Origin of the sequence: Achromobacter sp. Marseille-Q0513 (assembly GCF_018195695.1) — a bacterium.
Taxonomy (GTDB): Bacteria; Pseudomonadota; Gammaproteobacteria; order Burkholderiales; family Burkholderiaceae_B; genus Achromobacter.
The window spans coordinates 21,160-42,206 of sequence record NZ_JAGTJY010000034.1 but is presented as its reverse complement, the minus strand read 5'-3'; the positions used below and the strand labels follow the sequence as shown (position 1 = coordinate 42,206).

The following is a 21,047-nucleotide window of genomic DNA, read 5'->3' as shown; positions in this document are numbered from 1 at the left end:
GCCCGCGCCGGCATGCCCGCTAGGCAGCGCGCCGCCCGCCCGGGCTCGCACCCAGGTCCACCAGTGCAGCGGATAAGGCGTATAGCCGCCCAGCGTCTCCAGGTCGTAGGGACGCGGCAGCGTCGTGTAATGCTTGAGCTGGCTCACCGCCAGCTGGCCCAGCAGGCAGGTCGCCGCCACGGCCAGGGCGACCCCGCGCGCCGGCTTCCAGGCCGGCACCCTGGAGGCGACCAGCGCCACGCCCACCGCGGCCAGGCCCACGCCGACGGGCAGGGCCAGCACCATGCGGTGGCCGATAAGCTCCAGCCAGCGCGAGGTATGCAGGGGGAAATCGTCGATCGCCGGGTCGAACAGGGTCCGGGCGATCGTCATATCCAGCCCGGACGCATTGATCCACCACGCCAGGCAGGCCAGCAGCAGCGGCACGCCCAGCACATGCGTCAACAAATAGGCCGTTCTGGACGGCCCGCGCGGTCCGGGCGTGGGTAGAGGCGGCATGACGGGAGTGCGGCTAGGCGCAAATGGAATTAACCGTGCAGTGTAGGCAGGCCGCAGTCGAAGAATCGTGAAATTCGCATCACACCCGTGCCGGTTCGTCCTTGAAACGCAGCAGGAAGCAGGTGCCGCGCTCCGGCCCCGTCCTGGACGATTCCACCGCCAGCATCCAGCCCTGCATGTCGCAAACGCGCTTGGCGATCGCCAGGCCCAGTCCATGGGCGGTTTCATCCCGCCCCTGGCCGCCGGCGTCCCGCAACCGCCCGCTGAAATAGCGACGGAAGAGAAAAGGCAGGTCGTCCGCGTCGATGCCCTTGCCGTCGTCACGCAGCGCCAACGCGCCATCCCCGGTCAGGCTGGCCGTCAACGTGGCCGGCGCGGCATGTTCGATGGCATTGCGCACCAGGTTGCGCAGCACGGTCAGCAGGGCATAGCGGTCCAGGATCAATACCTGCCCTTCGGGGATCCGGTTGTCCAGCCACAGGTCCGCTAAATCGGCCTGCGCCTCGTGGCCGCGCCAGGCATCGGCCATGCACTGCGCCAGATCCACGGGTTCGGGCGGCCGCAGCTGGTCGCGCGCCATGGCGCGGGCGCTTTCCAGGCAGACGACCACATCGTCGACGTTGTCCACGATGCGCGCCAGGCGCTGCCGCTGGTCGGGCGTCAGGACCTGCGTCAGCAACATCAGTTCGCTGTCGGAACGGATGGCGGCCAGGGGCGTGCGGACTTCGTGGCTCAGGTTGCCCGCGAACTCGCGCTCGCGCGCGATCGACCGGTCCACCTGGTTCTGCATGCGATTGAATGCTTCGATCAGCCTGCCCGCCTCGTCGTCACGCGTCACGGCCAGGTCCGGAGATCCGGGCGCCCAGGTCGACAGCCGGTCGGTCAGGTCGAGCAGCGGCCCGGCCGCGACGGCGGCCACCCGCCGCGACAGCGCATAGGCGCCGACCACGCAGATCGCCCCCACGCCCAGCACGATCAGGCCAAAATCATGCACCCGCTCCTCGTTTTCGGTCGCATCGTAGAGCAGGTAGACCTTGCCGCCGCCGGTGTCGGCCACCATCACATGCCAGGTATAGGGCCCGGGTTCGATCAGGTGCAGGCCATTGTCCAGGCCCAGGAGTTCCTTGGGAATGCCAACCGGCGCCTGGCCGTCCGATTGCAGCCAGGCGCGCATGGAGCCGCCCAGCACGCGCGGTCCGCGCCGCGGCAGGAATTCGTCGCTGACGCGCGCATGCTGCACCAGCCTGTCCATCTCGGTATTGAGGATGTCGTTGACCAGATCGTCTTCCATCTGGTCGAACGTCAGGTAGGCCAGCAAGGCCAGGGCCGTCACGAACAGCGCGACCGTGCCGGTCAGGGCCCACACCACGCGCTGGGTCAGCGTGCCGCTGCCGCCCCGGCTCATCGCCGCTCCTCCGGCAACGGCCGCCCGGCGATCGGCGCCCGGCCTTGGCCGCCCACGGCGTTCACGCGTCTTCTCCCGGCAGAACCAGGCGCCAGCCCGTTCCGTGCATGGTCTGGATGCCGTCGAAGCCCGCATCCGCCAGGGCGCGGCGCAGCAGATGGACCTGGCTGCGCAGGGCATCCGCGGACGGCGGCTCGCCGCCCCACAGCGCGGATTCCAGTTCCTCGCGCGAGACGACGCGGCCCGGATCGCGCAACAGCACTTCCATGATGACGGCCGCCTTGCGGGTCAGGTGCACCGGCACGCCGCCGACGGACACTTCGCGGCTGCGCGTGTCGTATCGCAATGTCCCGAACTCCCGCAGCGTGTTCACGGTGTTGCCCCGGGCGCGCTGGATCAGCGCCAGCAGGCGCGCCTCGACCTCGAGCAGCGCGAAGGGCTTGGTCAGGTAGTCATCGGCGCCGTGCGAAAAGCCGGCCAGCTTGTCCTCCAGGCTGTCGCGCGCCGTCAGCACCAGCACCGGCACGGCCTGGCGCAGTTCGGTCCGCAGGGTGTGCAGCACCGCGTTGCCGTCCATGCCGGGCAGGCCGATGTCCAGGATGACCGCGTCGAAGCGCTGCTCGCCCAGGCGCTTGAGCGCGGCCGGCCCGCTGTAGGCGGCATCGGGCAAAAAGCCGCGCGCCTCCAGAAAGGTGTACAGGTTGCCTGCGATGATGCTGTCGTCCTCGACGATCAGCACCCGATGGTTCGCCCCCGCTGCGGGACCTGCCGCCATGCCGTCCTCCTGGTCAATTCCGCCGGAACATCCGGCCTTGGAGTTTGTATTTGCCCGACAGTCCGGCCCTAGTCCTGCAGGACCTTGCCCGGGTTCATCAGGCCTTGCGGATCCAGGGCGCGCTTGATGCGGCGCATCAGCCCGAGTTCGACCGCGCTCTTGTAGCGCGGCAGTTCGTCGCGCTTGAGCTGTCCCACCCCATGCTCGGCGCTGATGGAGCCCGCATGCGCGTGGACGCTGTCATGCACCACGCCATAGATCTCGCCCTGCAGCGCCAGCAGCTCGGCCTCGGTCTGCCCGGCCGCATTGGCCACGTTGTAATGCAGATTGCCGTCGCCCAGATGGCCGAAGATCACGTGCCTCACTCCGGGAAAGCGCGCCTGCAGCAGCGCGTTGGTCTTGTCCACAAAGCCGGCGATGGCGGAAATCGGGATCGAGACATCGTGCTTGACGGATTTACCCAGCTCGGCCTCGGCCAGCGGGATGCTCTCGCGCAGATGCCAGAGCGCCTTGCTCTGGGCCACGTTGGCGGCGATGGCCGCGTCGCTGACCAGTCCAGCCTCGATGGCTGCGCCCAGCACCGCTTCGAAACGCTCGCGCGCATGCTGCTCGCTTTCGCTGTCGGACAGCTCCAGCAGCGCGAACCAGGGCGCGGCGGCGGAATCCCCTTCGAAAGGCAGGCGCTGCTGCGGAAACAGGCGCACCACGGCCTGCAGGCAGGCGCCGCTCATCAGCTCGAAGCCGATCAGCGATGCGCCGAAGCCGGCTCGGGCGCGCGACAGCAGCTCCACCGCGTCATCGATGCCGCTCAGCGTGAGCAGCGCCGTGCAGGATGCCACCGGGCGCGGATACAGCTTCAGCGTAGCGGCGGTGATGATGCCCAGTGTGCCTTCGCTGCCGATATACAGGTCGCGCAGGTCGTAGCCGGTATTGTCCTTGCGCAGGCCGCGCAGGCCGTTCCAGACCTCGCCGTCGGCGGTGACGACCTCCAGCCCCAGCGCAAGATCCCGCGTATTGCCATAGCGCAGCACCTGCGTGCCGCCGGCGTTCGTGGCCAGGTTGCCGCCGATGGTACAGCTGCCCTCGGCCGCGAGACTGAGCGGAAACAGCCGGCCCGCCGCCGCCGCCGCTTCCTGGACGGCCTGCAGCACGCAACCGGCCTCGACGGTGATGGTGTCGTTGTCGGTATCCAGCGCCCGCACGCGGTTCAGCCTGGCGGTGGACAGCACGACCGCCGATCCCGATGCGTCAGGCGTGGCGCCGCCGCACAGCCCGGTGTTGCCGCCCTGGGGCACCACTGGAACGCCGTGGCGCAGGCACAGCCGGACCACGGCAGCCACCTCATCCGTGCTGCCGGGGCGTACCGCCGCCAGCGCCGCGCCGCGATAGCGGCGGCGCCAGTCCTGCACATAGCCGTCGGCATCGGCGCCGGTCAGCACGTGGGAGGGTCCAAGCAGGGACTGCAGTTCGCTGAGCAGGGTCATGGGGCGCCGCGCAAGGTCGAGCGCCTGGCACGGGGTCCAGGCGCGGTTCGGAAGACATGCGGATATTGTAGGGGCGGGCTCGGCCTCTAGCCTACCGCCTGGTCCAGCCGCGTGCCGGTCAGGCCCGAGCAGAAGGCCCGCGAAGCGATGAGATTCATCAGAAACCCCCTGTCCACCGCGACAGGGCCGGGCATTTCCGACAGGGCCCGATACGCGCGCCGCAGGGCGTCTCCGCGCGTCACGCCGCACACCAGCAGGCGCGTGCACGGCGCATGGCGGTCCCCGCCGCCGTCGATGCGCAGTTCGAGCGCATGCGCCGCGACAGGTTCGCAATCGGCCACCGCCGCGCCCGACAGGGGCGTGGCCTGGGCGCACAGCACCCGGAACACGCCGCTGCGGTCGTCCAGCGAAAACGCCACGGTGCCCATGCCCTGCCAGCCACGGTCGCGCGCCACGCTGGCGGCCACCGCCCGCAGCGCGCTTTCCACCGACGCGGGCAGATGCGGCGCCGGGCATTCGGCAATCAGCACGCGCGCCTCGCGCCACACGCTGCGCTCCCAGGCGCGGCCCGTCAGGGGCTCGCCGCCCGGCGGCACCACGACATGGATGTCCAGCCGGCGCTCGCGTCCGGCCGCGGGTCCGGCGTGGTCCGTGGGTGGGCCGCGCCGGTTCCTGGCGCCGCCCGAAGATATGACTGTGGAAACTTTTGCAGCCATAGGCCCCTCCCGGTCTTTCTGCTTGCATGGCAAGCGTATCACCTTCGGATGACGGGCATCGGCACGGCGCTCTGCGGCGCAGTCCGACGGCGTCGTCGGACGAGGCCCGAAACCAGACTGATTCCACCTGCCCGGCTCGGCGTTCCAGGCCACAACCCGCCGTGCACGCGGCCTGTGCGAGAGACCGCGCCACAATTGCGCGATAATCGGTTTTTGCACACCCTATTGATTTTGCGGCCTCCAAGCCAGGGATTTCCCCTAGCCTTTTCGCCGCCAAAGGATCCCGTATGGGCGCCACCACGCCATTCCCCGCTTCGGTATTCAAGGCCTACGACATCCGCGGCACCGTACCCGACCTGATCGACGCCGGCTTTGCCCGTGCGCTGGGCGCGGCGCTGGCGGTGCGTGCCCGCGAGGCCGGCATCCAGACGCTGGTCGTGGGCCGCGACGGCCGGCTCAGCAGCGAAATGCTGTCGACGGCGCTGCAGGAGGGCATGCTGGAACAGGGCGTCGATACGCTCGATATCGGCCAGGTGCCCACGCCGCTGGTGTATTTCGCGGCGCACACCATGCAGACCGGTTCCGGGGTGGCCATCACCGGCAGCCACAACCCGCCCAAATACAACGGCTTCAAGATGATGATGGGCGGCCGCGCCCTGTATGGCGAGGACGTGCAGGAACTCGCGCGCGCCATGAACGGCGGCGCGGCGCCCGTCGCCACGCATCCCGGCACGCGCCGGCAACTGGACCTGGTGCAGGCCTACATCGCGCGCGTGGCCAGCGGCGTGAAGCTCGCCCGCCCCATGAAGATCGCCATCGACTGCGGCAACGGCGTGGCCGGCGCCGTGGCGCCGCAGCTGTTCCGCGCGCTCGGCTGCGAAGTGACCGAGCTGTTCTGCGAGGTGGACGGCACCTTTCCCAACCATCATCCCGATCCCGCCGAACCCAAGAACCTGCGCGACCTGATCGACTGCGTGGCCAATACCGACTGTGAGCTGGGCCTGGCCTTCGACGGCGACGGCGACCGGCTGGGCGTGGTCACGAAATCCGGCCAGATCATCTGGCCCGACCGCCAGCTGGTGCTGTTCGCGCGCGACGTGCTGGACCGCAATCCCGGCGCCACCATCATCTACGACGTGAAATGCAGCCGGCACGTGGGCTTGTCGGTACAGGCCGCCGGCGGCCAGCCGATGATGTGGAAGACCGGCCATTCCCTGGTCAAGGCCAAGCTCGCGGAAACCGGCGCGCCGCTGGCAGGCGAGATGAGCGGCCACATCTTCTTCAAGGAGCGCTGGTACGGCTTCGACGACGGCCTGTACACCGGCGCCCGCCTGCTGGAAATCGTGTCGCGCCACGCCGATGCCTGCGCGCCGCTCGAAGCCCTGCCGCAAGACGTGTCCACGCCTGAACTGAAGCTGGAGATGGAGGAAGGCCAGCCCTTCGCGCTGGTACGCGCATTGCAGGACCACGGCCAGTTCCCCGGCGCGAGCCGGGTGGTCACCATCGACGGCGTGCGCGCCGAATACCCGGATGGCTTCGGGCTGGCGCGTCCGTCGAACACCACGCCGGTGGTGGTGCTGCGTTTCGAGGCGCAGAGCGCCGAGGCGCTGGCCCGCATCCAAGCCGATTTCCGACGCGAACTGGCCAAACTGGCGCCAGAAGCCGTCCTGCCATTCTAGAATCAGCCCCATGTCCCTGCCCGACAGCCCCGCCTGGAAGACCTTCGCCACAGCCGCCCGCAGCGCCTCGCGCCGCGGAGAGCGACTGCGTATCATCGATGCTCCCGGATTGCGACTGGACCTCAGCGGCCAGGCCCAATCTCCCGAGCTGGAACTGGCGGCTGCCGCCCTGCTGCAGCAGCAGGACTTCGAAGCGGCGCGCGCACGGCTGTTCGACGGGGGCAACGCCAACTGGACCGAGCGACGCCCCGCCTGGCATACGGCGCTGCGCGCCGGCGTTCCCCCCGCGATGGTCGCGCACGCCGTGCAGTCCGAACGCGAACGCGTGCGCCAATTCGTGCGCGACGCCGACGCCGCCGGCCGCTATTCCAGCGTGCTGCACCTGGGCATCGGCGGCAGCGATTGGGGGCCTCGGCTGATCACGCGGGCGCTGCGCCACAGCGGTGCACGGCGCGACGTGCGCTTCGCCTCGAACGTGGATTCGCACTCCGTCGCCGACGCGATGAGCCGGCTGGACCCGCACGATACGCTGGTGATCGTCGCCTCCAAGTCCTTCACCACCACCGAACCGCTGGCCAATGCCGAAGTCGCCATGAACTGGCTGCGGGACGCGGGCGTGGCAGATCCCATCAAGCAGATCGTGGCCATCACCGCCAACGTCGAGGCGGCGTTGAACCTGGGCATTTCTCCCGATCATATCTTCCAGATCTGGGACTGGGTGGGCGGCCGCTATTCACTGTGGTCCGCCATCGGCCTGCCTGTGGCGCTGGCGCTGGGCAATGACACCTTCGACCAGCTGCTGGCCGGCGCCGCCGCCATGGACGAACATTTCCGCAACGCGCCCGCCGCCGAAAACGCGCCACTGCAGCTGGCGCTCGCCGGCGTGGTGAACCGCAACGTGCTGGGCTATGACTCGCTGGTCATCTCGCCCTACGACTCGCGCCTGCATCATCTGGTGCCCTGGGCGCAGCAGCTGGAAATGGAATCACTGGGCAAGGTCGCCACGGCCGACGGCAGTCCCGTTGGCATGCCGACGGGGCCTGCCGTCTGGGGCATGCCGGGCACGGACTGCCAGCATACGTTCTTCCAATGGCTGCACCAGGACGCCGCCGGCGCGCCGGTGGATTTCATCCTGTGCGAGCAGCCGGACCACGCCTATGCGCGCAATCACGAGCTGCTGATCGCCAACTGCCTGGCGCAGCGCTCGGCGCTGCTGCGCGGCAAGACCTTCGAGGAAGCGCTGGCCGAGACCTCGGCCAAGGAAAGCGACCCCGACCGCGCCCGCATCCTGGCGATGCACCTGGTGCATCCCGGCGGCCGGCCGTCCTCGCTGATCGTGCTGCCGCGCCTGGAAGCCTATACGCTGGGGGCGCTGCTGGCGCTTTACGAGCACAAGGTGTTCTCACAGGGCGTGATCTGGGGCATCAACCCCTTCGACCAATGGGGCGTGGAATTCGGCAAGGCGCTGGCGCGCGGCATCATCCGCGAACTGGACGCGCCCTCGCCCCAGGCCGAGCAGCAGGACCCCTCCACCCGCTACTGGATCGACGCGATCGCGCGGCATTCCTGATCCGCCCCGAGCCGCAACCGGGCGCGCTGCGCGCCCGGCTTGCCATCAAGCGCTCAAGGCGTCGTACAGATCGACGTGGATGCGCGCCACGCGCTCGATATTGAATTCACGCTCGGCCAGGGCCCGACCCGCGGCGCCCATCGCGCGGCGCAGCGCCGGATCGGCCGCCAGCCGGGTGATGGCGTCCGCCAGCGCGCCGGCGTCACGCACGGGCACCAGCAGGCCGGTCTTGTCCGGCTCGATCGCATCGCGGCAGCCGGGCACGTCGGTCGTGACCACGGCCCGTCCGCAGGCCGCCGCCTCGATCAGCGACTTCGGCAGCCCCTCGCGATAGGAAGGCAGCACCGCGATATGCGAGGCGGCGTAGAGCCCCGGCACATCGCTGCGTTCGCCCAGGGCCTGCACACACCCCTCCGTCTGCCATGCCTCGACATCCTGCTGGGTCGCCGAGGCGGGATTGCCCGCGTCCACGCCGCCCACCAGGCGCATGGACACAGGCACGCCGCGCGCGCGCAGCAGCCGCGCCGCTTCCACGAATTCATTCACGCCCTTGTCGCGCAGCAGGCGCGCCACCATGGTGACGACGACGGGCGGCTCGGGCGGCTCGGGCAATGCCCGGTACTCGGCCAGATCGACCCCGGCCCCGCGGATCATCACGACCTGTTCGTCGCGCACGGCGCCCAGGGACTTCAATAGGTCCCGGTCGCTGGCATTCTGGAAAATCACCCGGCTGTTGCCGTGCCCCAGTGCGATGCGGTACAGGCGCGCCACCACGGCGCGCACGAGCCGCATCTTCAACGAGTTCGACAGGAACACGAACCCCAGGCCGGAAATCGCCGCGACCATGGCCGGCACCCGGGCGAGGCGCGCGGCGATGCCGCCATACAGCACCGGCTTGATCGTCACGAGGTGCACCACCTGCGGCCGCAGACGGCGGAACAGGCGGATCAGCGCCAGCAAGGTACCCAGCTCCTGCAGCGGATGCTTGCCGCTGCGCGTCATGGGAATGGCGTGGTGCGTCATGCCCAGGGCCAGGATATCGGCCACGGCCGGCCCGTCCATGGTGGCCACGTGCACGTCATAGCCCGCGCGCTGCGCGGCCAGGGCCACGGGCAGGCGATGCGACATGAAGAAAGCCGGATTGTTGACCACGAACAGCAAGCGGCGTCCGGCGCTCATGCACGATCTCCAGAAATGCGGCGCCACACCGCGATGTATTGCTCGACCATGCGCGCCAGGCTGAAATTGGCCAACACGCGCGCCCTGCCCGCCTCGCCAGCCCGACGTCCACCGCGCGCGGCCACCTCGCCCAGCCCGGCCTCGATGCCGCGCGCCAGGGCTTCGGGCTGCTCGGGCGGCACCACGATGCCCGTCTCGCCGACGATGAAGGCGGCGTCGCCCACGTCCGTCACCACGCAATAGGCGGAGCAGGCCATGGCTTCGGCCACCACGTTGGGAAAGCCTTCCGCGCAACTGGACAGCACATGCACGTCCAGGCCGTTCATCACCGCCGGCACGTCGTCGCTGGGGCCGGCCAGCACGATGCGCTCGGCCAGGCCCAGACGCTCGATCAAGGCGGCCAGCTCGGCGTTCTCGCCGGTCATGCCGCGACCCACCAGCACGCAGCGCAGGCCCGCGTCGCGGCCGTCGCGCACCAGCGCGGCAACCGCGCGCAGCAGGTTGGCGTGGTCCTTGAGCGGATCCCAGCGCGCCACGCAGCCGATCAGCGGCGCATCCGCCGGCACATTCCAGAGCTGCCGCATGCGCGCCCCGGCCTGCGCGTCGGGCGCGTAGCGCGACAGGTCATAGCCGTTGGAGATCACCGTCATGCGATCGCGCCGATAGCCCTTGGCTGCATGGCGCTCGGCCGCGTCCTGCGCCGCGCACACAATGGCGCGGGGCACCCGGCGCGACAGGAAGGCGCAAGCGCGCAGCACCATCCGCGCCGACCGGCTGCTGCGTTCCAGATGCGCGCCGGAATTGCGTATGCCCCAGGCAATGGCGCGCACCCCGGCCAGGCGCGCGGCCAGGCCGCCGATCAGGTCGGCGTGGTACATCCAGGTCTGCACCGCATCGGGCCGCTTGCCGGCGATCAGACGCCGCAAGGCCAGGAACCCGCCCAGGCTGGCGCGTCCGCGCGGCATGCCCAACGCGTGGACCTCGATGCCGGCGGCGCGCAGGCGCTCGCCGTAGATGCCCTCATCGGTCAGGGAGACGACGACATGCTCCACCGGCTCGCCGGCATGGGTGGCCAGACGGAACAGCACCGACTCGGCGCCGCCCTGCCCCAGGCCCGTGATCACGTGCAGCACGCGCAGCGGCCGGGCGCTCATGGCCGCGCTCCCCGCACCGCGTCGAACAGCGCATCCCATTCAGACAGCACGCTGGCCAGGGCATAGCGCTGGCGCACGGCCTGCGCGCCACGCGCGCCCAGCTGCGAGCGCAGCGCCTGATCTTCCAGCAGGCGCCGCAGCGCGTCGCGCAAGGCGTCGCGCTCGCCTGCCGGCACCAGCAGCGCATCCTGGCCATCGCGCGTCATTTCGCGCGGACCGCTGGGGCAGTCCAAAGCCACGCTGGGCAGGCCCAGCGCCATCGCTTCGAGCAGCACGTTCGGAAATCCTTCCACCGCCGAACTGAGCACGAAGGCCTGCCCCTGCGCCAGGGCCTCCCAGGGCGTCTCCGTGCGTCCCGGCAGGCTGATCCGCTCTTGCAACCCCAGGCGCGCGACCTGGCTTTCCAGCGCGGCGCGTTGCGGCCCCTCGCCCCAGATGCGCAGGTTCCAGTCGGGAAAGCGCGGCGCCAGTTCTGCATATACGTCGATCAGCAGATCGAACTGCTTGTCCGGCACCAACCGCCCCATCGCCAGCAGCTCGCGCGGGCCGCCGTCACGCTGCGCGACCAGCGGCGCGTCGAGCAGGGGCGCAGGCAAGGGATTGGGAATCACCGCCAGCCGCTTGATGCCTGGCACCTGCCTGGCGAACGGTCCGGCGGTGGCCTCGGCCTGCACGGTCACCATGTCGGCGCGCGGGTACAACAGGCGCCGCAAGCGCCGCCATACCTGTCCGGTAGTGGTGTCGACGGTGGGATTGGTGCGTTCGCAGACGATCAGCGGCGCGCGCAGCCCGCGGGTCGCCAGGATGGCGGCGACGTTGACATTGGTCAGGAAGGACACGACCACATCGGGCCGGGTATCGCGCACATGCCGACGCAGCGTCAGCAGACGCTTGAACGCGGCGGCCGCGCCCGAGGCGCGCGTGCCCGCCAGATCGGCCAGCCAGGCCAGCCGCACCTTGTCCGACAGCGGATAGAAGCAGCTGCCCTTGGACGAGTACGTGGGCGTGAGCGTGACCTCGTCGCCGCGCTCGGCCCAGGCATTGACCAGCGTCGCGGCGACGCGCTCGGCGCCGCCCGCGTGCATGGAGCTGACCAGCATCAGGATCTTCATGGGCCTCATGCCCCTCGCGCGGCGTCACGATAGCGGTCGAGCCAGGCCTGCATCATCAGCACGCCCCACAGATGGCTGTCCCAGTTGCGGTGGCCGGACACATGCTCGCGCCACTTGCGCAGAATCGGTTCGGGCTCGAACCAGCCTTCCTGGCGCAGTCGCGCCGGATCCAGCAGCGCCTCGGCCCAATCACGCAGCGGCCCGCGCAACCAGGCTGCCAGCGGCACGGCGAAACCGCGCTTGGGACGGTCCACCAGCGCTTGAGGGACATGGCGGTGCAGCACCTGGCGCAGCAGCCACTTGCCGGTGCCGCCGCGCACCTTGTATTGATGCGGCAGGCTCCAGGCGAACTCGTAGACGCGGTGGTCGATCAGCGGCACGCGCGTTTCCAGGCTGACCGCCATCGCCGCGCGGTCCACCTTGACCAGGATGTCGTCGGGCAGGTAGGTGACCGTGTCCAGCTTCATCATGGATTCGAAGGTCGAGCCCTGCATGGCGCGCGCGAACTCGGATTCGGGCTCGACGCCGCCCTTGACCACGCGGGCCGGATCGGACCAATAGGACACGAACAGGCGGTAGAACTCGCCCCGCGTATCGGCGCGCAGCAACTCGCCCAGCTTGCCGACCTTGCCGCGCCACGCGCCCTTGCCGGGCAGATGCGTGGACGCGCTCAACAAGGCGCCGGCCGGCTGGCGCAGGAAAGCGGGCATGCGCTCGCACTTCTGCCACCAATTGTTGACGCGGAAATAGCGCGAATAGCCGCCGAACAGCTCGTCGCCGCCATCGCCGGACAGCGCCACGGTCACGTGCTGGCGGGCCATCTTCGTCACCAGCGACGTCGGAATCTGCGAGGAATCTGCGAAGGGTTCGTCATACATGTCCGCCAGCGATGGCACCACCGCCAGCGCGTCGTCGGCGGTGACGTACAGCTCGGTATGGTCGGTGCCCAGGTGCGTGGCGACGGCCTTGGCGTGCTGCGCCTCGTCGTAACCCTTTTCGTGGAAGCCGATGGCGAAGGTGCGCACGGGCTGGGCGCTCTGCGCCTGCATCAACGCGACAATGGTGGACGAATCGATGCCGCCCGAGAGGAAGGCGCCCAGGCTGACGTCGGACAGCATCTGCCCGCCAACGGCCTTGGACAGCACGCCCTCCAGCGCGTCGACGGCCTGCGCGTCGGACTCGAACGACAGCAGCGAGCGCGCGGCGGTGTCGGCCGCAACGCGCGCCGACCAGTACACGCGCGGCTCCGGCATGCGGCGGCTGCGGGTGTCATCGGCGGTGAACTCGACCCAGGTACCGGGCGGCAGCTTGGCGATGCCCGCGTAGATCGATTGCGGCGCCGGGATGTAGTTGTGCCGCATGTACGACGCCAGCGCGTTGCGGTTCAGCTCCTGGCCGAATCCCGGCACCGGCGTCAGCCCCTTCAGTTCCGACGCGAACACCAGGTCCGCGCCCGAATAGCCGTAGTACAGCGGCTTTTCACCCATGCGATCGCGCGCCAGCACCAGCTTGCGCGAGGCGCGGTCCCACAGCGCGATGGCGAACATGCCGACCGCCGCCTGCAGCGTGGCCTCGATGCCCAGCGCCGAAAAGCCGGCCAGCAAGGTCTCGGTGTCGGAGTGCCCGCGCCACGACGGCGCCAGCGCCGACTGCTCGAGCTGCTTGCGCATGTCCAGGTGGTTGTAGATCTCGCCGTTGAAGACCATCACATAGCGTCCGCAGGCCGACACCATGGGCTGGTGGCCGGCTTCCGTCAGGTCCTGGATGGCCAGGCGCACGTGCGCCAGCGCCAGCTCGGCGCCCGCGTCCTCCCAGAAGCCATTGCTGTCGGGTCCGCGGTGGCGGATGCGGCGGCAGCTTTCCGCCAGCACCTGCGACTTGTCCGCCAAGGGGCCCCAAATTCCGACTATTCCGCACATGATCAGGTTCTCGTGGTCACCATATCGCGACGGCGCTGCGTGGCGGCCTAGCGGCCGGCCCGCGCCACGCCGTCAAAAAGTTCTTCCCAGCGGGCCAACACTCGGGTGGCCGAAAAACGGTCGCGCACGTCAGTCGCGGCGGCCGCCATGCGCGCACGCATCGCGTTGTCACCCATGACCGCGTCCAGCGCCGCGCACAACGCAGGCACATCGCCGTTGGGCCGCACCAGCACGCCATCGACGCCATCGCGCACGACCTCGCGCGGCCCCGTGTCGCAATCGAAACAGACGGCTGCCAGGCCGCTGGCCATGGATTCCTGCAGCGTATTCGACAGGCCTTCGAAGCGCGAGGTCAAGACATACAAATCCGCGCTCGCATACCAATCGCCGACATTGCCGACGCGGCCGGGCAGCCAGATCCGTTCCCGCAGGCCCGCGCGGCCCACCTGGGCCTCCAGCGCGCTGCGCTCCCCGCCTTCGCCCAGGATGACCAAATCCCAGTCAGGATGCACGGGCGCGAGACGCTCGAACGCGTCAACCAGGCGATCAAAACCTTTTTCCGCATGCAACCGCCCCACCGCCAGCAGCCGCTTGCGGCCTGGGCGAGGCATCGGATCCCGCCACGGCTCGCCTTGAGGCAGGGGCCAGTGCACGGCGTTGGGAACCACTGCCAGCCGGGATCCGGGAACATGGGTTTCGATCCACGCGGCCGTATCGCGCGTCAACGCGACCACCCGCGCGGCGCGCGGATAGGTGAACCGCCTCAAGAACCGCCAGAAACCCGACAGGGCCTGCGAGGGCGGATGCGCGTGCTCCGTCGCGATCACCTTGCAGCCCAGGCCGGTCGACGCCAGCACCGCCAGCATGGACGCCGTGGCCATGATCCCCAGGACGATATCGGGGCGAAATGCACGGATCACGCGGCGCAACGCGCGCACCCGCCGCAGATTGCTCAGGATGCCGCGCAGGCCGCCGCCTTCGCCCGCCGTGTTGAGCACCGCGCGCCGCACCTTGGGATGCAACGCGTAGACGTCGCCCTCGGCGCTGGCCTGCGTCACGATCATGACCTCGCAGCCTGCCTGCGCCCAATGCGCGCTCAGGTCGGCAGCCACACGCTCGGCGCCGCCGCCGTGCAGCGAATGGATGAACAGCAGCACGCGGCGCGCGCGGATGGCGCGGGCGTCATCGGTCATTCAGCCGCCTCCTTGGTGTGTACCGGGCGCAAGGCCACGGCCAGGTAGCAGGCGAAGGACAACAGATACATCAGGCTGGTCGCCAGCATGATGCCGGCCGCGCCCATGCGCGGCGCCAGCACGGCATTCAATGCGGCCTTGAGCGCAAAATTGGCGACCGCGATGACGGACATGAGCCGGTATCGGTTCTGGCTCGCCAGCAGCTGGACCAGGATCAGCACGCCGAAATAGAACGGCAGCTGCAAAAGGCCCCAGCGCAGCACCTGCGCGACGGCCTGCGTATTTTCGGCGGTGAAAGCGCCGCGCTGGAACAGCACCGACACGCCCCAGGGCGCCAACAGCCAGCCCAGGACGACCGCTCCGGCGCCAGCGAGCACCATCAACAACGACCATTTCAAGGCCATGGCGCGCGCGCGCGCGCCGTCTCCCCGGCTCTGCACATCGGCCAGCACGGGCAGCGCCGCTCGGCCCACCGACACGGCGCCGATGCCCAGGATCAGGGACAGCAGCCGGCTGGCGTAGCCCAGCGTCGCGTTGGCATTGGCGCCGAGGTTGGCGGCGGCATACTGGTCCAGCGGACCGACAAAGCTCATCGCCACCTGGCCGATCAGCATCACGCCGGCCGCGCCCATCAGCTCCGGCCAGTGCGGCGAGCGTAGCGTGAATCGCGGCCAGCCCCAGAAACCGGCGTCGGCGCGCGCGGCCAGCCAGGCCAGCCAGACCGTCTGGATCGCGTACCCCACCAGCGTGCCCCAGAGCAACGGCCCGACGCCCTCGGCGCTGACGGCCAGCATGACCCAGGCCAGCGTGGCCACGGCGGGCACGCTGTCGAGCAACGTGTTGACGTGCCGCTCGTGCGCGCGCAAGCGCGCGGCGCTGATGCCGGCGACGAGCAGCAACGCAGACACCGGCGCGAAGGCCAGCAGCAGATCGCCGGTCATGCCACGCACTTGCGACGACAGTCCCTGCCCCAGCCAGCCCAGCGCATACGGCCAGGCCAGCCAGGTCAACAGGGCCAGGGCGATCCCTGCGGCCAGCACCCAGCCCTGCAATTCACGAATGAAATCTCCCCGCTCGACGCCGTCTGCGCGGCGCAGGCGCACCAGCACGGGGATCAGCACCACCGACAGCACGCCCACGATGGTGACGGGCAGCCAGGTCGCCATGGTCATGGTGAACTGGTAGGCGTCGACCGCGTCGCTGACGCCATAGCGGTAGGCCACCGCCATTTCCTTCACTGCGCCCGCGGCCTTGCCTAATAGCAGGAACACCGCCACCCGGAACGCGCCTTTGAAAATACGCTGGTGGTCCGGGTGGATAGCGCCGAGTTTGCGGATGAGTGCTTTCAAATCAACGCAGGAATTGCGTGTACCAGGGCATCGCCTCTTCCAGGCCCTGCAGGATCGTGTGCGTGGGCTGATAGCCCAGCAAGCGGCCAGCCTTGCTGACGTCGGCCTGGGAGTGACGCACATCGCCCGGGCGGAAATCCGCGTACACGGGCTGCTTTCCGTAGGCCACGCCCTGCCGGCCCAGCGTCTGCACCAGGAAGCCGAACAGTTGATTGAGCGTGCTGCGGCCACTGACGGCGACGTTATAGACCTGGTTGCGGCCTTCCTGCGGCGCCACGGCGGCCAGCAGGTTGGCCTGGATCGCGTTGGCGACATAGCAGAAGTCGCGGCTGGTCTCGCCATCGCCGTTGATGGTCACATCCTCGCCCTGGATCATGGCCGAGGTCCACTTCGGGATCACCGCCGCATAGGCGCCATTGGGATTCTGGCGCTTGCCGAAGACGTTGAAGTAACGCAGGCCGACGGTCTCGAAGCCGTAGCAGCGTGCGAACACGTCCGCATACAGTTCGTTGACGTACTTGGTCACGGCGTACGGCGATAGCGGCTTGCCGATGTTCTCTTCCACCTTGGGCAGCGCGGGATGGTCGCCGTAGGTGGAGCTGGAAGCCGCGTACACGAAGGACTTGACCTGCGCATCGCGCGCGGCCACCAGCATATTCAGAAACCCGCCGATGTTCACGGCGTTGGTCGTGATCGGATCCTTCAGCGAACGAGGAACCGAACCCAGCGCGGCCTGATGCAGTACATAGTCGGCGCCTGCCGCTGCGCGCTGGCACGTTTCCAGGTCGCGGATATCGCCTTCAATGAAAGTGAAGCGGGCCCATTGCTCAGGCGACACGCTGGCGCGGACTTCGTCCAGATTGTGTTGGAAACCGGTGGCAAAGTTGTCAAGGCCGGTCACGGTCTGGTCAAGCTTGAGCAGGGTCTCAAGCAGATTGGAGCCAATGAAGCCAGCGCAACCGGTCAGCAGCCACTTGCGAGGCGCCGCGGCGAGTTCCTGGACTACGGTTTCAAATCGAGTGCTCATGCGGATATCCTTACAGGCGCAGATCGGATTCGGCGGGCGAGAGCACGTACTTCAGGTCGTACAGGATGTGTTCGGGCTTGCCCAGCTTGCGGATCTCGGCCGCGCCCATGTCGGCGAACTGACGATGCGCCACGGCCAGGATCACGGCGTCGTACTTGCCGGCTTCCGGCTTGGCCACCGGCGTGATGCCGTATTCATGCACGGCTTCCTGCGGATCGACCCACGGGTCGTACACATCCACGTCCACGTTGTAGTCGCCCAGTTCCTTGACGATGTCGACGATGCGGGTGTTGCGCAGGTCCGGGCAGTTTTCCTTGAAGGTCAGGCCCATCACCAGCACGCGCGCGCCTTGCACATGGATGCGACGCTTGGTCATGGACTTGACCAGCTGCGACACCACGTAGCCGCCCATGGAGTCGTTCAGGCGACGGCCCGCGAGGATGATCTCGGGGTGGTAGCCGATGGACTGCGCCTTGTGCGTCAGGTAATAGGGATCCACGCCGATGCAGTGGCCGCCCACCAGGCCCGGACGGAACGGCAGGAAGTTCCACTTGGTGCCAGCGGCCTTGAGCACGGCCTCGGTGTCGATGCCCATCTTGTTGAAGATCAGGGCCAGTTCGTTGATCAGCGCGATGTTCACGTCGCGCTGGGTGTTTTCGATGACCTTGGCGGCCTCGGCCACGCGAATGCTGGACGCCTTATGCGTGCCTGCGGTGATGATCTGCTTGTACAGCTGGTCGACCAATTCGGCCACCTCTGGGGTGGAACCGGACGTGACCTTCTTGATCGTGCTGACGCGGTGTTCCTTGTCGCCCGGATTGATGCGCTCGGGACTGTAGCCGGCATAAAAGTCCACGTTGAACTTCAGGCCCGACACGCGCTCCAGCACCGGCACGCAATCCTCTTCGGTGGCGCCCGGATAGACGGTGGATTCGTAGATCACGATGTCGCCGCGCTTGAGCACGGCGCCGATGGTCTCGCTCGCCTTGACCAGTGGTGTCAGGTCGGGCTGCTTGTATTCATCGATGGGCGTGGGCACTGTCACGATGAATACATTGGCCTGCCCCAGTTCGGCGCGGTCGGCGGTGTAGCTCAGCTGCTTGGCCTCGACGAGTTCCTCGTCGCTGACTTCCAGCGTATGGTCCCGTCCGGCCTTCAGGTCATCGATACGGCGCGTGTTGATATCGAAACCGATAACAGAACGCTTCTTGCCGAACTCGACGGCTAGCGGCAGGCCGACATAGCCAAGGCCGACGACAGCGAGTTTCACATCCTGAATACGCAACATAACTCTCCCTTAGCCATAGATCGCAATGGCATTCTTAAATATGAAGAACTGGTGTGTTGAACGGCCCGGCCCCGGCGACTGCCGCCGGGGCTATCGCGACCTCAATGGGTTTTCAATACCGAAGGCAGCAGCAGCCAGCCCGGCCTGCGCCAGGACACCAGCCGCGCATACAGCCAGATGTAGACGCCGGCGAATACCAGCAGGCTCGCGCCCAGCGCCCAGGCGTTGTCCCACCAGATGGTGGCGGGCACCAGACCGATCAAGGCCAGCACCCACATGTAGGGCGAAGCGAGCGCATTGCACAGCGCCGGCACCGCATGACGGCGACCGCGGCTGAAGGTCACGCGCACCAGGCGGCGGAACACCAGCTGGTGCAGGTGCAGCGCGTCGGGCTGGTCCACCGGCACGCCGCGCTTGAAGCGGCGGCGCCAGATCGAGAAACCGGTTTCGAATACGGGGTAGAACAGCACCGCCAGGGCGTAGAACGGCGACACCGAGGGATTGCGCACCACCAGCAGCACCGCCAGCTCGGCCAGCATGAAGCCCAGGAAGTACGCGCCGCCGTCGCCCAGGAAGACCCGGCCGAACGGAAAGTTCCAGACCAGGAAGCCCAGCGTGGCGGATGCCAGCGCGGCGGCGATCATGAAGATCGGCATGTCGCCCACTTGCAGGGCCACCAGGCTGATGGACACCGCCATCAAGGTGGCCACCATGCCGGCCAGGCCGTTCATGCCATCGACGATGTTCAGCGCATGGGTACAGCCGCCCACGGCGAACATGGTGAAGACCAGGGATACCGGCCAGAACGACAACACATAATCGACCGGCGCCATGCCCACGCGACTGACGCCGCCCAGCAGCCACCAGGCGATGGCGGCGGAACCGAACGCCGCCAGCAGGCGCTTGCTGGCGCCGATGTCCTTGGTGATGTCTTCGAGCAGGCCCGCGACGAACACGGGCAGCGCGGCCACGAACAGCGCCGGCCACAGCCAGGTCAGCGTCATGTTGCTCGGGCCCAGCACCAGCAGGCCCGCCAGTGTGCCGGCCAGCACCGCCAGCCCGCCCACGCGCGGCGTGGCGCGGGAATGGTTCGCTTGTGGCTTGTTGAGATCGCTGTCGCCGGTGAATGCGCCATGCCAGCGCTCCGACACCACGATGAGTCCCCCCACCATGAACGCGACCACGCAGATGTACAGCCAGGTCACAGAGTCACCTCAGGTTGGTCTATCGAGACAAGCCCGCCATTATCCGGGGCAGGTGTAACGCTCATATATGGCAGCAATAAGGAAGTGCAAATCACCGGGACAGAACGTAACACCCGGCGCCGGGCCACCCATCCGCGTCCGATCCGATCGACAGGGCGGTCGGATACGGCGAAACCGCGGCATTGCGGCGACACAATCATCATCGGGTAATTGTAGAGCTTTCCGCCCCGGCGCATGCGAAATCTCCAAGGGAAAACGCGAATATCGATAAGGGGCTGCGACCTGACGTTTTGCTGTCGGGCCGAGCCTCACCCATAAAATTAGGGACAAATCTCGCGGAAATAAAAAAAAGCCCGAGATCGTGAGATCTCGGGCTAAATCCACCAAAGGAGGAGGGTGGAGGAGACAACCGTGGCATGTTGGGAGCGGCTTTCGCTCGACTTGGCATCCGGGGTTTGCACCGCGCCGTCTGCGTTTCAACATCCGATGAGATGCATAGTACCGATCTTTTTTGTGCGATGCAAGAATTATTTTTAAGCCTGGAATCGCGAGCGTCGGGCGTTGTGAATTAGCAGCAAGGTTCGGCCTGGCGCTGCGCAAACCCGCATGAATCAACGATCTACCCAAACGCCGGGTTTTTGCTTAACGGGTTAACCCCTTTCGGGCATACCCTGGTGCATTTCGGGTAATCCCCGATCGAATTTTGCACCAAACCGGTGCTCAGGCACCATTGTGCGGCATTTTTTGCGCACTGCAACAAACACCGTTCGGATTGCCGCCGCGCACGGCGGCAATCCGATACCGCTCAGATCCAGTACGCCGTCGTGGTCATGATCTTGGACATGGCGCGCATGGCGCCGCGCACGGGCGCGGGCAGAGGCACGCCGCCCGCGGCTTCCGCGCTGGCGCGGTGATGCGCCTCGTCTTCCTTCATCTTGCGCACGATCTGGCGCGAGCGCTCGTCCTGCGGCGGCAAGGTCTGCAGGTGGCCATCCAGGTGGGCTTCGACCTGCCGCTCGGTTTCGGCCATGAAACCCAGGTTGCGCGGCACCCCGGCATAGCTGGCCACCACGCCCAGGGCGTAGGAGCCTGCATACCAGACGGGATTCAACAGACTGGGCCGGCTGCCCAGCTCCGTCAGGCGCTGATTGCACCAGACCAGATGATCGACCTCTTCGGCCGCGGCTTCCAGCAACAGGGCACGGGCGGCGGGTACGCGGCAGACCGACGCCTGGCCGCGATACAGCGCCTGGGCGCAGACCTCGCCCACGTGGTTCACCCGCATCAGCCCCGCCGCGTGGCGTTTTTCCTTGTCGGACAGCGCGGTGGGCAGTTCTTCGGCGCTGGCCGGGTTCGGCCGGCCGGCGGTGGCGTTGCCCGACAGCACCCGCAGCGCACGGTCCGCCTCGGCCAGCAGCGCGTCCAGCGGGCCGGAACGACGCGAAAACGACGGGAAGGTGGCAGCGGGCATGAGCAACTCCTGGAAATCTGGTC

At 68.0% G+C, this 21,047-nt stretch carries 17 protein-coding genes; 2 read left to right on the top strand and 15 right to left on the bottom strand.

Going from position 1 to position 21,047, the window contains the following annotated elements; translation table 11 throughout:
- The 5 genes from KDH83_RS10055 to KDH83_RS10035 form a co-directional block, all read right to left on the bottom strand.
- Positions 1-498: acid phosphatase (locus KDH83_RS10055; protein WP_212315001.1), on the bottom strand; the 498-nt coding region annotated here is incomplete at its 3' end.
- Between the two features lie 79 nt (positions 499-577).
- Positions 578-1,903: a HAMP domain-containing sensor histidine kinase gene (locus KDH83_RS10050; RefSeq protein ID WP_212315000.1), complete on the bottom strand. Its 1,326-nt coding sequence runs from the start codon at positions 1,901-1,903 to the stop codon at positions 578-580.
- A gap of 61 nt (positions 1,904-1,964) precedes the next feature.
- Positions 1,965-2,678, bottom strand: a complete 714-nt coding sequence (locus tag KDH83_RS10045) for a response regulator transcription factor (RefSeq protein ID WP_212314999.1) — start codon at positions 2,676-2,678, stop codon at positions 1,965-1,967.
- Between the two features lie 68 nt (positions 2,679-2,746).
- Positions 2,747-4,162, bottom strand: a complete 1,416-nt coding sequence (locus tag KDH83_RS10040; protein WP_212314998.1) for an FAD-binding oxidoreductase — start codon at positions 4,160-4,162, stop codon at positions 2,747-2,749.
- A gap of 86 nt (positions 4,163-4,248) precedes the next feature.
- Positions 4,249-4,878 carry a BPTD_3102 family carboxylase-like protein gene (locus KDH83_RS10035; RefSeq protein WP_212314996.1) on the bottom strand — a complete coding sequence of 210 codons (630 nt, stop codon included), beginning with the start codon at positions 4,876-4,878 and terminating at the stop codon, positions 4,249-4,251.
- 287 nt (positions 4,879-5,165) lie between these two features.
- Between KDH83_RS10035 and KDH83_RS10030 the strand changes: the two genes are divergently transcribed.
- Positions 5,166-6,557 (top strand): phosphomannomutase/phosphoglucomutase, encoded by a 1,392-nt coding sequence (locus tag KDH83_RS10030; RefSeq protein ID WP_212314995.1) that lies wholly within the window; start codon positions 5,166-5,168, stop codon positions 6,555-6,557.
- Between the two features lie 10 nt (positions 6,558-6,567).
- A complete protein-coding gene (gene pgi / locus KDH83_RS10025) occupies positions 6,568-8,127 on the top strand; it encodes a glucose-6-phosphate isomerase (RefSeq protein WP_212314993.1) in 1,560 nt (519 codons plus the stop codon).
- A 45-nt stretch (positions 8,128-8,172) separates the two neighbouring features.
- On the opposite strand, the gene KDH83_RS10020 is transcribed toward pgi, so the two are convergent.
- The 10 genes from KDH83_RS10020 to coq7 all read right to left on the bottom strand — a co-directional run bounded on the left by KDH83_RS10020 (position 8,173) and on the right by coq7 (position 21,024).
- Positions 8,173-9,306 carry a glycosyltransferase family 4 protein gene (locus KDH83_RS10020; protein WP_212314991.1) on the bottom strand — a complete coding sequence of 378 codons (1,134 nt, stop codon included), beginning with the start codon at positions 9,304-9,306 and terminating at the stop codon, positions 8,173-8,175.
- Complete coding sequence (locus KDH83_RS10015; protein ID WP_212314989.1) at positions 9,303-10,460, bottom strand: glycosyltransferase; 1,158 nt, start codon at positions 10,458-10,460, stop codon at positions 9,303-9,305. The genes KDH83_RS10020 and KDH83_RS10015 overlap by 4 nt, the downstream gene beginning before the upstream one ends.
- On the bottom strand, positions 10,457-11,572 hold the full coding sequence (locus tag KDH83_RS10010) for a glycosyltransferase family 4 protein (RefSeq protein ID WP_212314987.1): 1,116 nt from the start codon (positions 11,570-11,572) through the stop codon (positions 10,457-10,459). The genes KDH83_RS10015 and KDH83_RS10010 overlap by 4 nt, the downstream gene beginning before the upstream one ends.
- 5 nt (positions 11,573-11,577) lie before the next feature.
- On the bottom strand, positions 11,578-13,491 hold the full coding sequence (gene asnB / locus KDH83_RS10005; protein ID WP_212314985.1) for an asparagine synthase (glutamine-hydrolyzing): 1,914 nt from the start codon (positions 13,489-13,491) through the stop codon (positions 11,578-11,580).
- Between the two features lie 47 nt (positions 13,492-13,538).
- Positions 13,539-14,684 (bottom strand): glycosyltransferase family 4 protein, encoded by a 1,146-nt coding sequence (locus KDH83_RS10000; protein WP_212314983.1) that lies wholly within the window; start codon positions 14,682-14,684, stop codon positions 13,539-13,541.
- On the bottom strand, positions 14,681-16,033 hold the full coding sequence (locus tag KDH83_RS09995) for a lipid II flippase MurJ (protein WP_212314982.1): 1,353 nt from the start codon (positions 16,031-16,033) through the stop codon (positions 14,681-14,683). Before KDH83_RS09995 ends, KDH83_RS10000 begins: the two co-directional genes overlap by 4 nt.
- Position 16,034: 1 nt before the next feature.
- Entirely contained in the window at positions 16,035-17,060 is a 1,026-nt protein-coding gene (locus KDH83_RS09990; RefSeq protein ID WP_212314980.1) for an SDR family oxidoreductase, read from the bottom strand.
- A gap of 10 nt (positions 17,061-17,070) precedes the next feature.
- Complete coding sequence (gene tviB, locus KDH83_RS09985) at positions 17,071-18,348, bottom strand: Vi polysaccharide biosynthesis UDP-N-acetylglucosamine C-6 dehydrogenase TviB (RefSeq protein WP_212314978.1); 1,278 nt, start codon at positions 18,346-18,348, stop codon at positions 17,071-17,073.
- Between the two features lie 101 nt (positions 18,349-18,449).
- The gene (locus KDH83_RS09980) at positions 18,450-19,553 is read right to left on the bottom strand and encodes a glycosyltransferase (protein WP_103271099.1); all 1,104 of its coding nucleotides are present in this window, start codon (positions 19,551-19,553) and stop codon (positions 18,450-18,452) included.
- Between the two features lie 805 nt (positions 19,554-20,358).
- Positions 20,359-21,024: a 2-polyprenyl-3-methyl-6-methoxy-1,4-benzoquinone monooxygenase gene (gene coq7 / locus KDH83_RS09975; protein ID WP_212314976.1), complete on the bottom strand. Its 666-nt coding sequence runs from the start codon at positions 21,022-21,024 to the stop codon at positions 20,359-20,361.
- Positions 21,025-21,047: the final 23 nt, after the last annotated feature.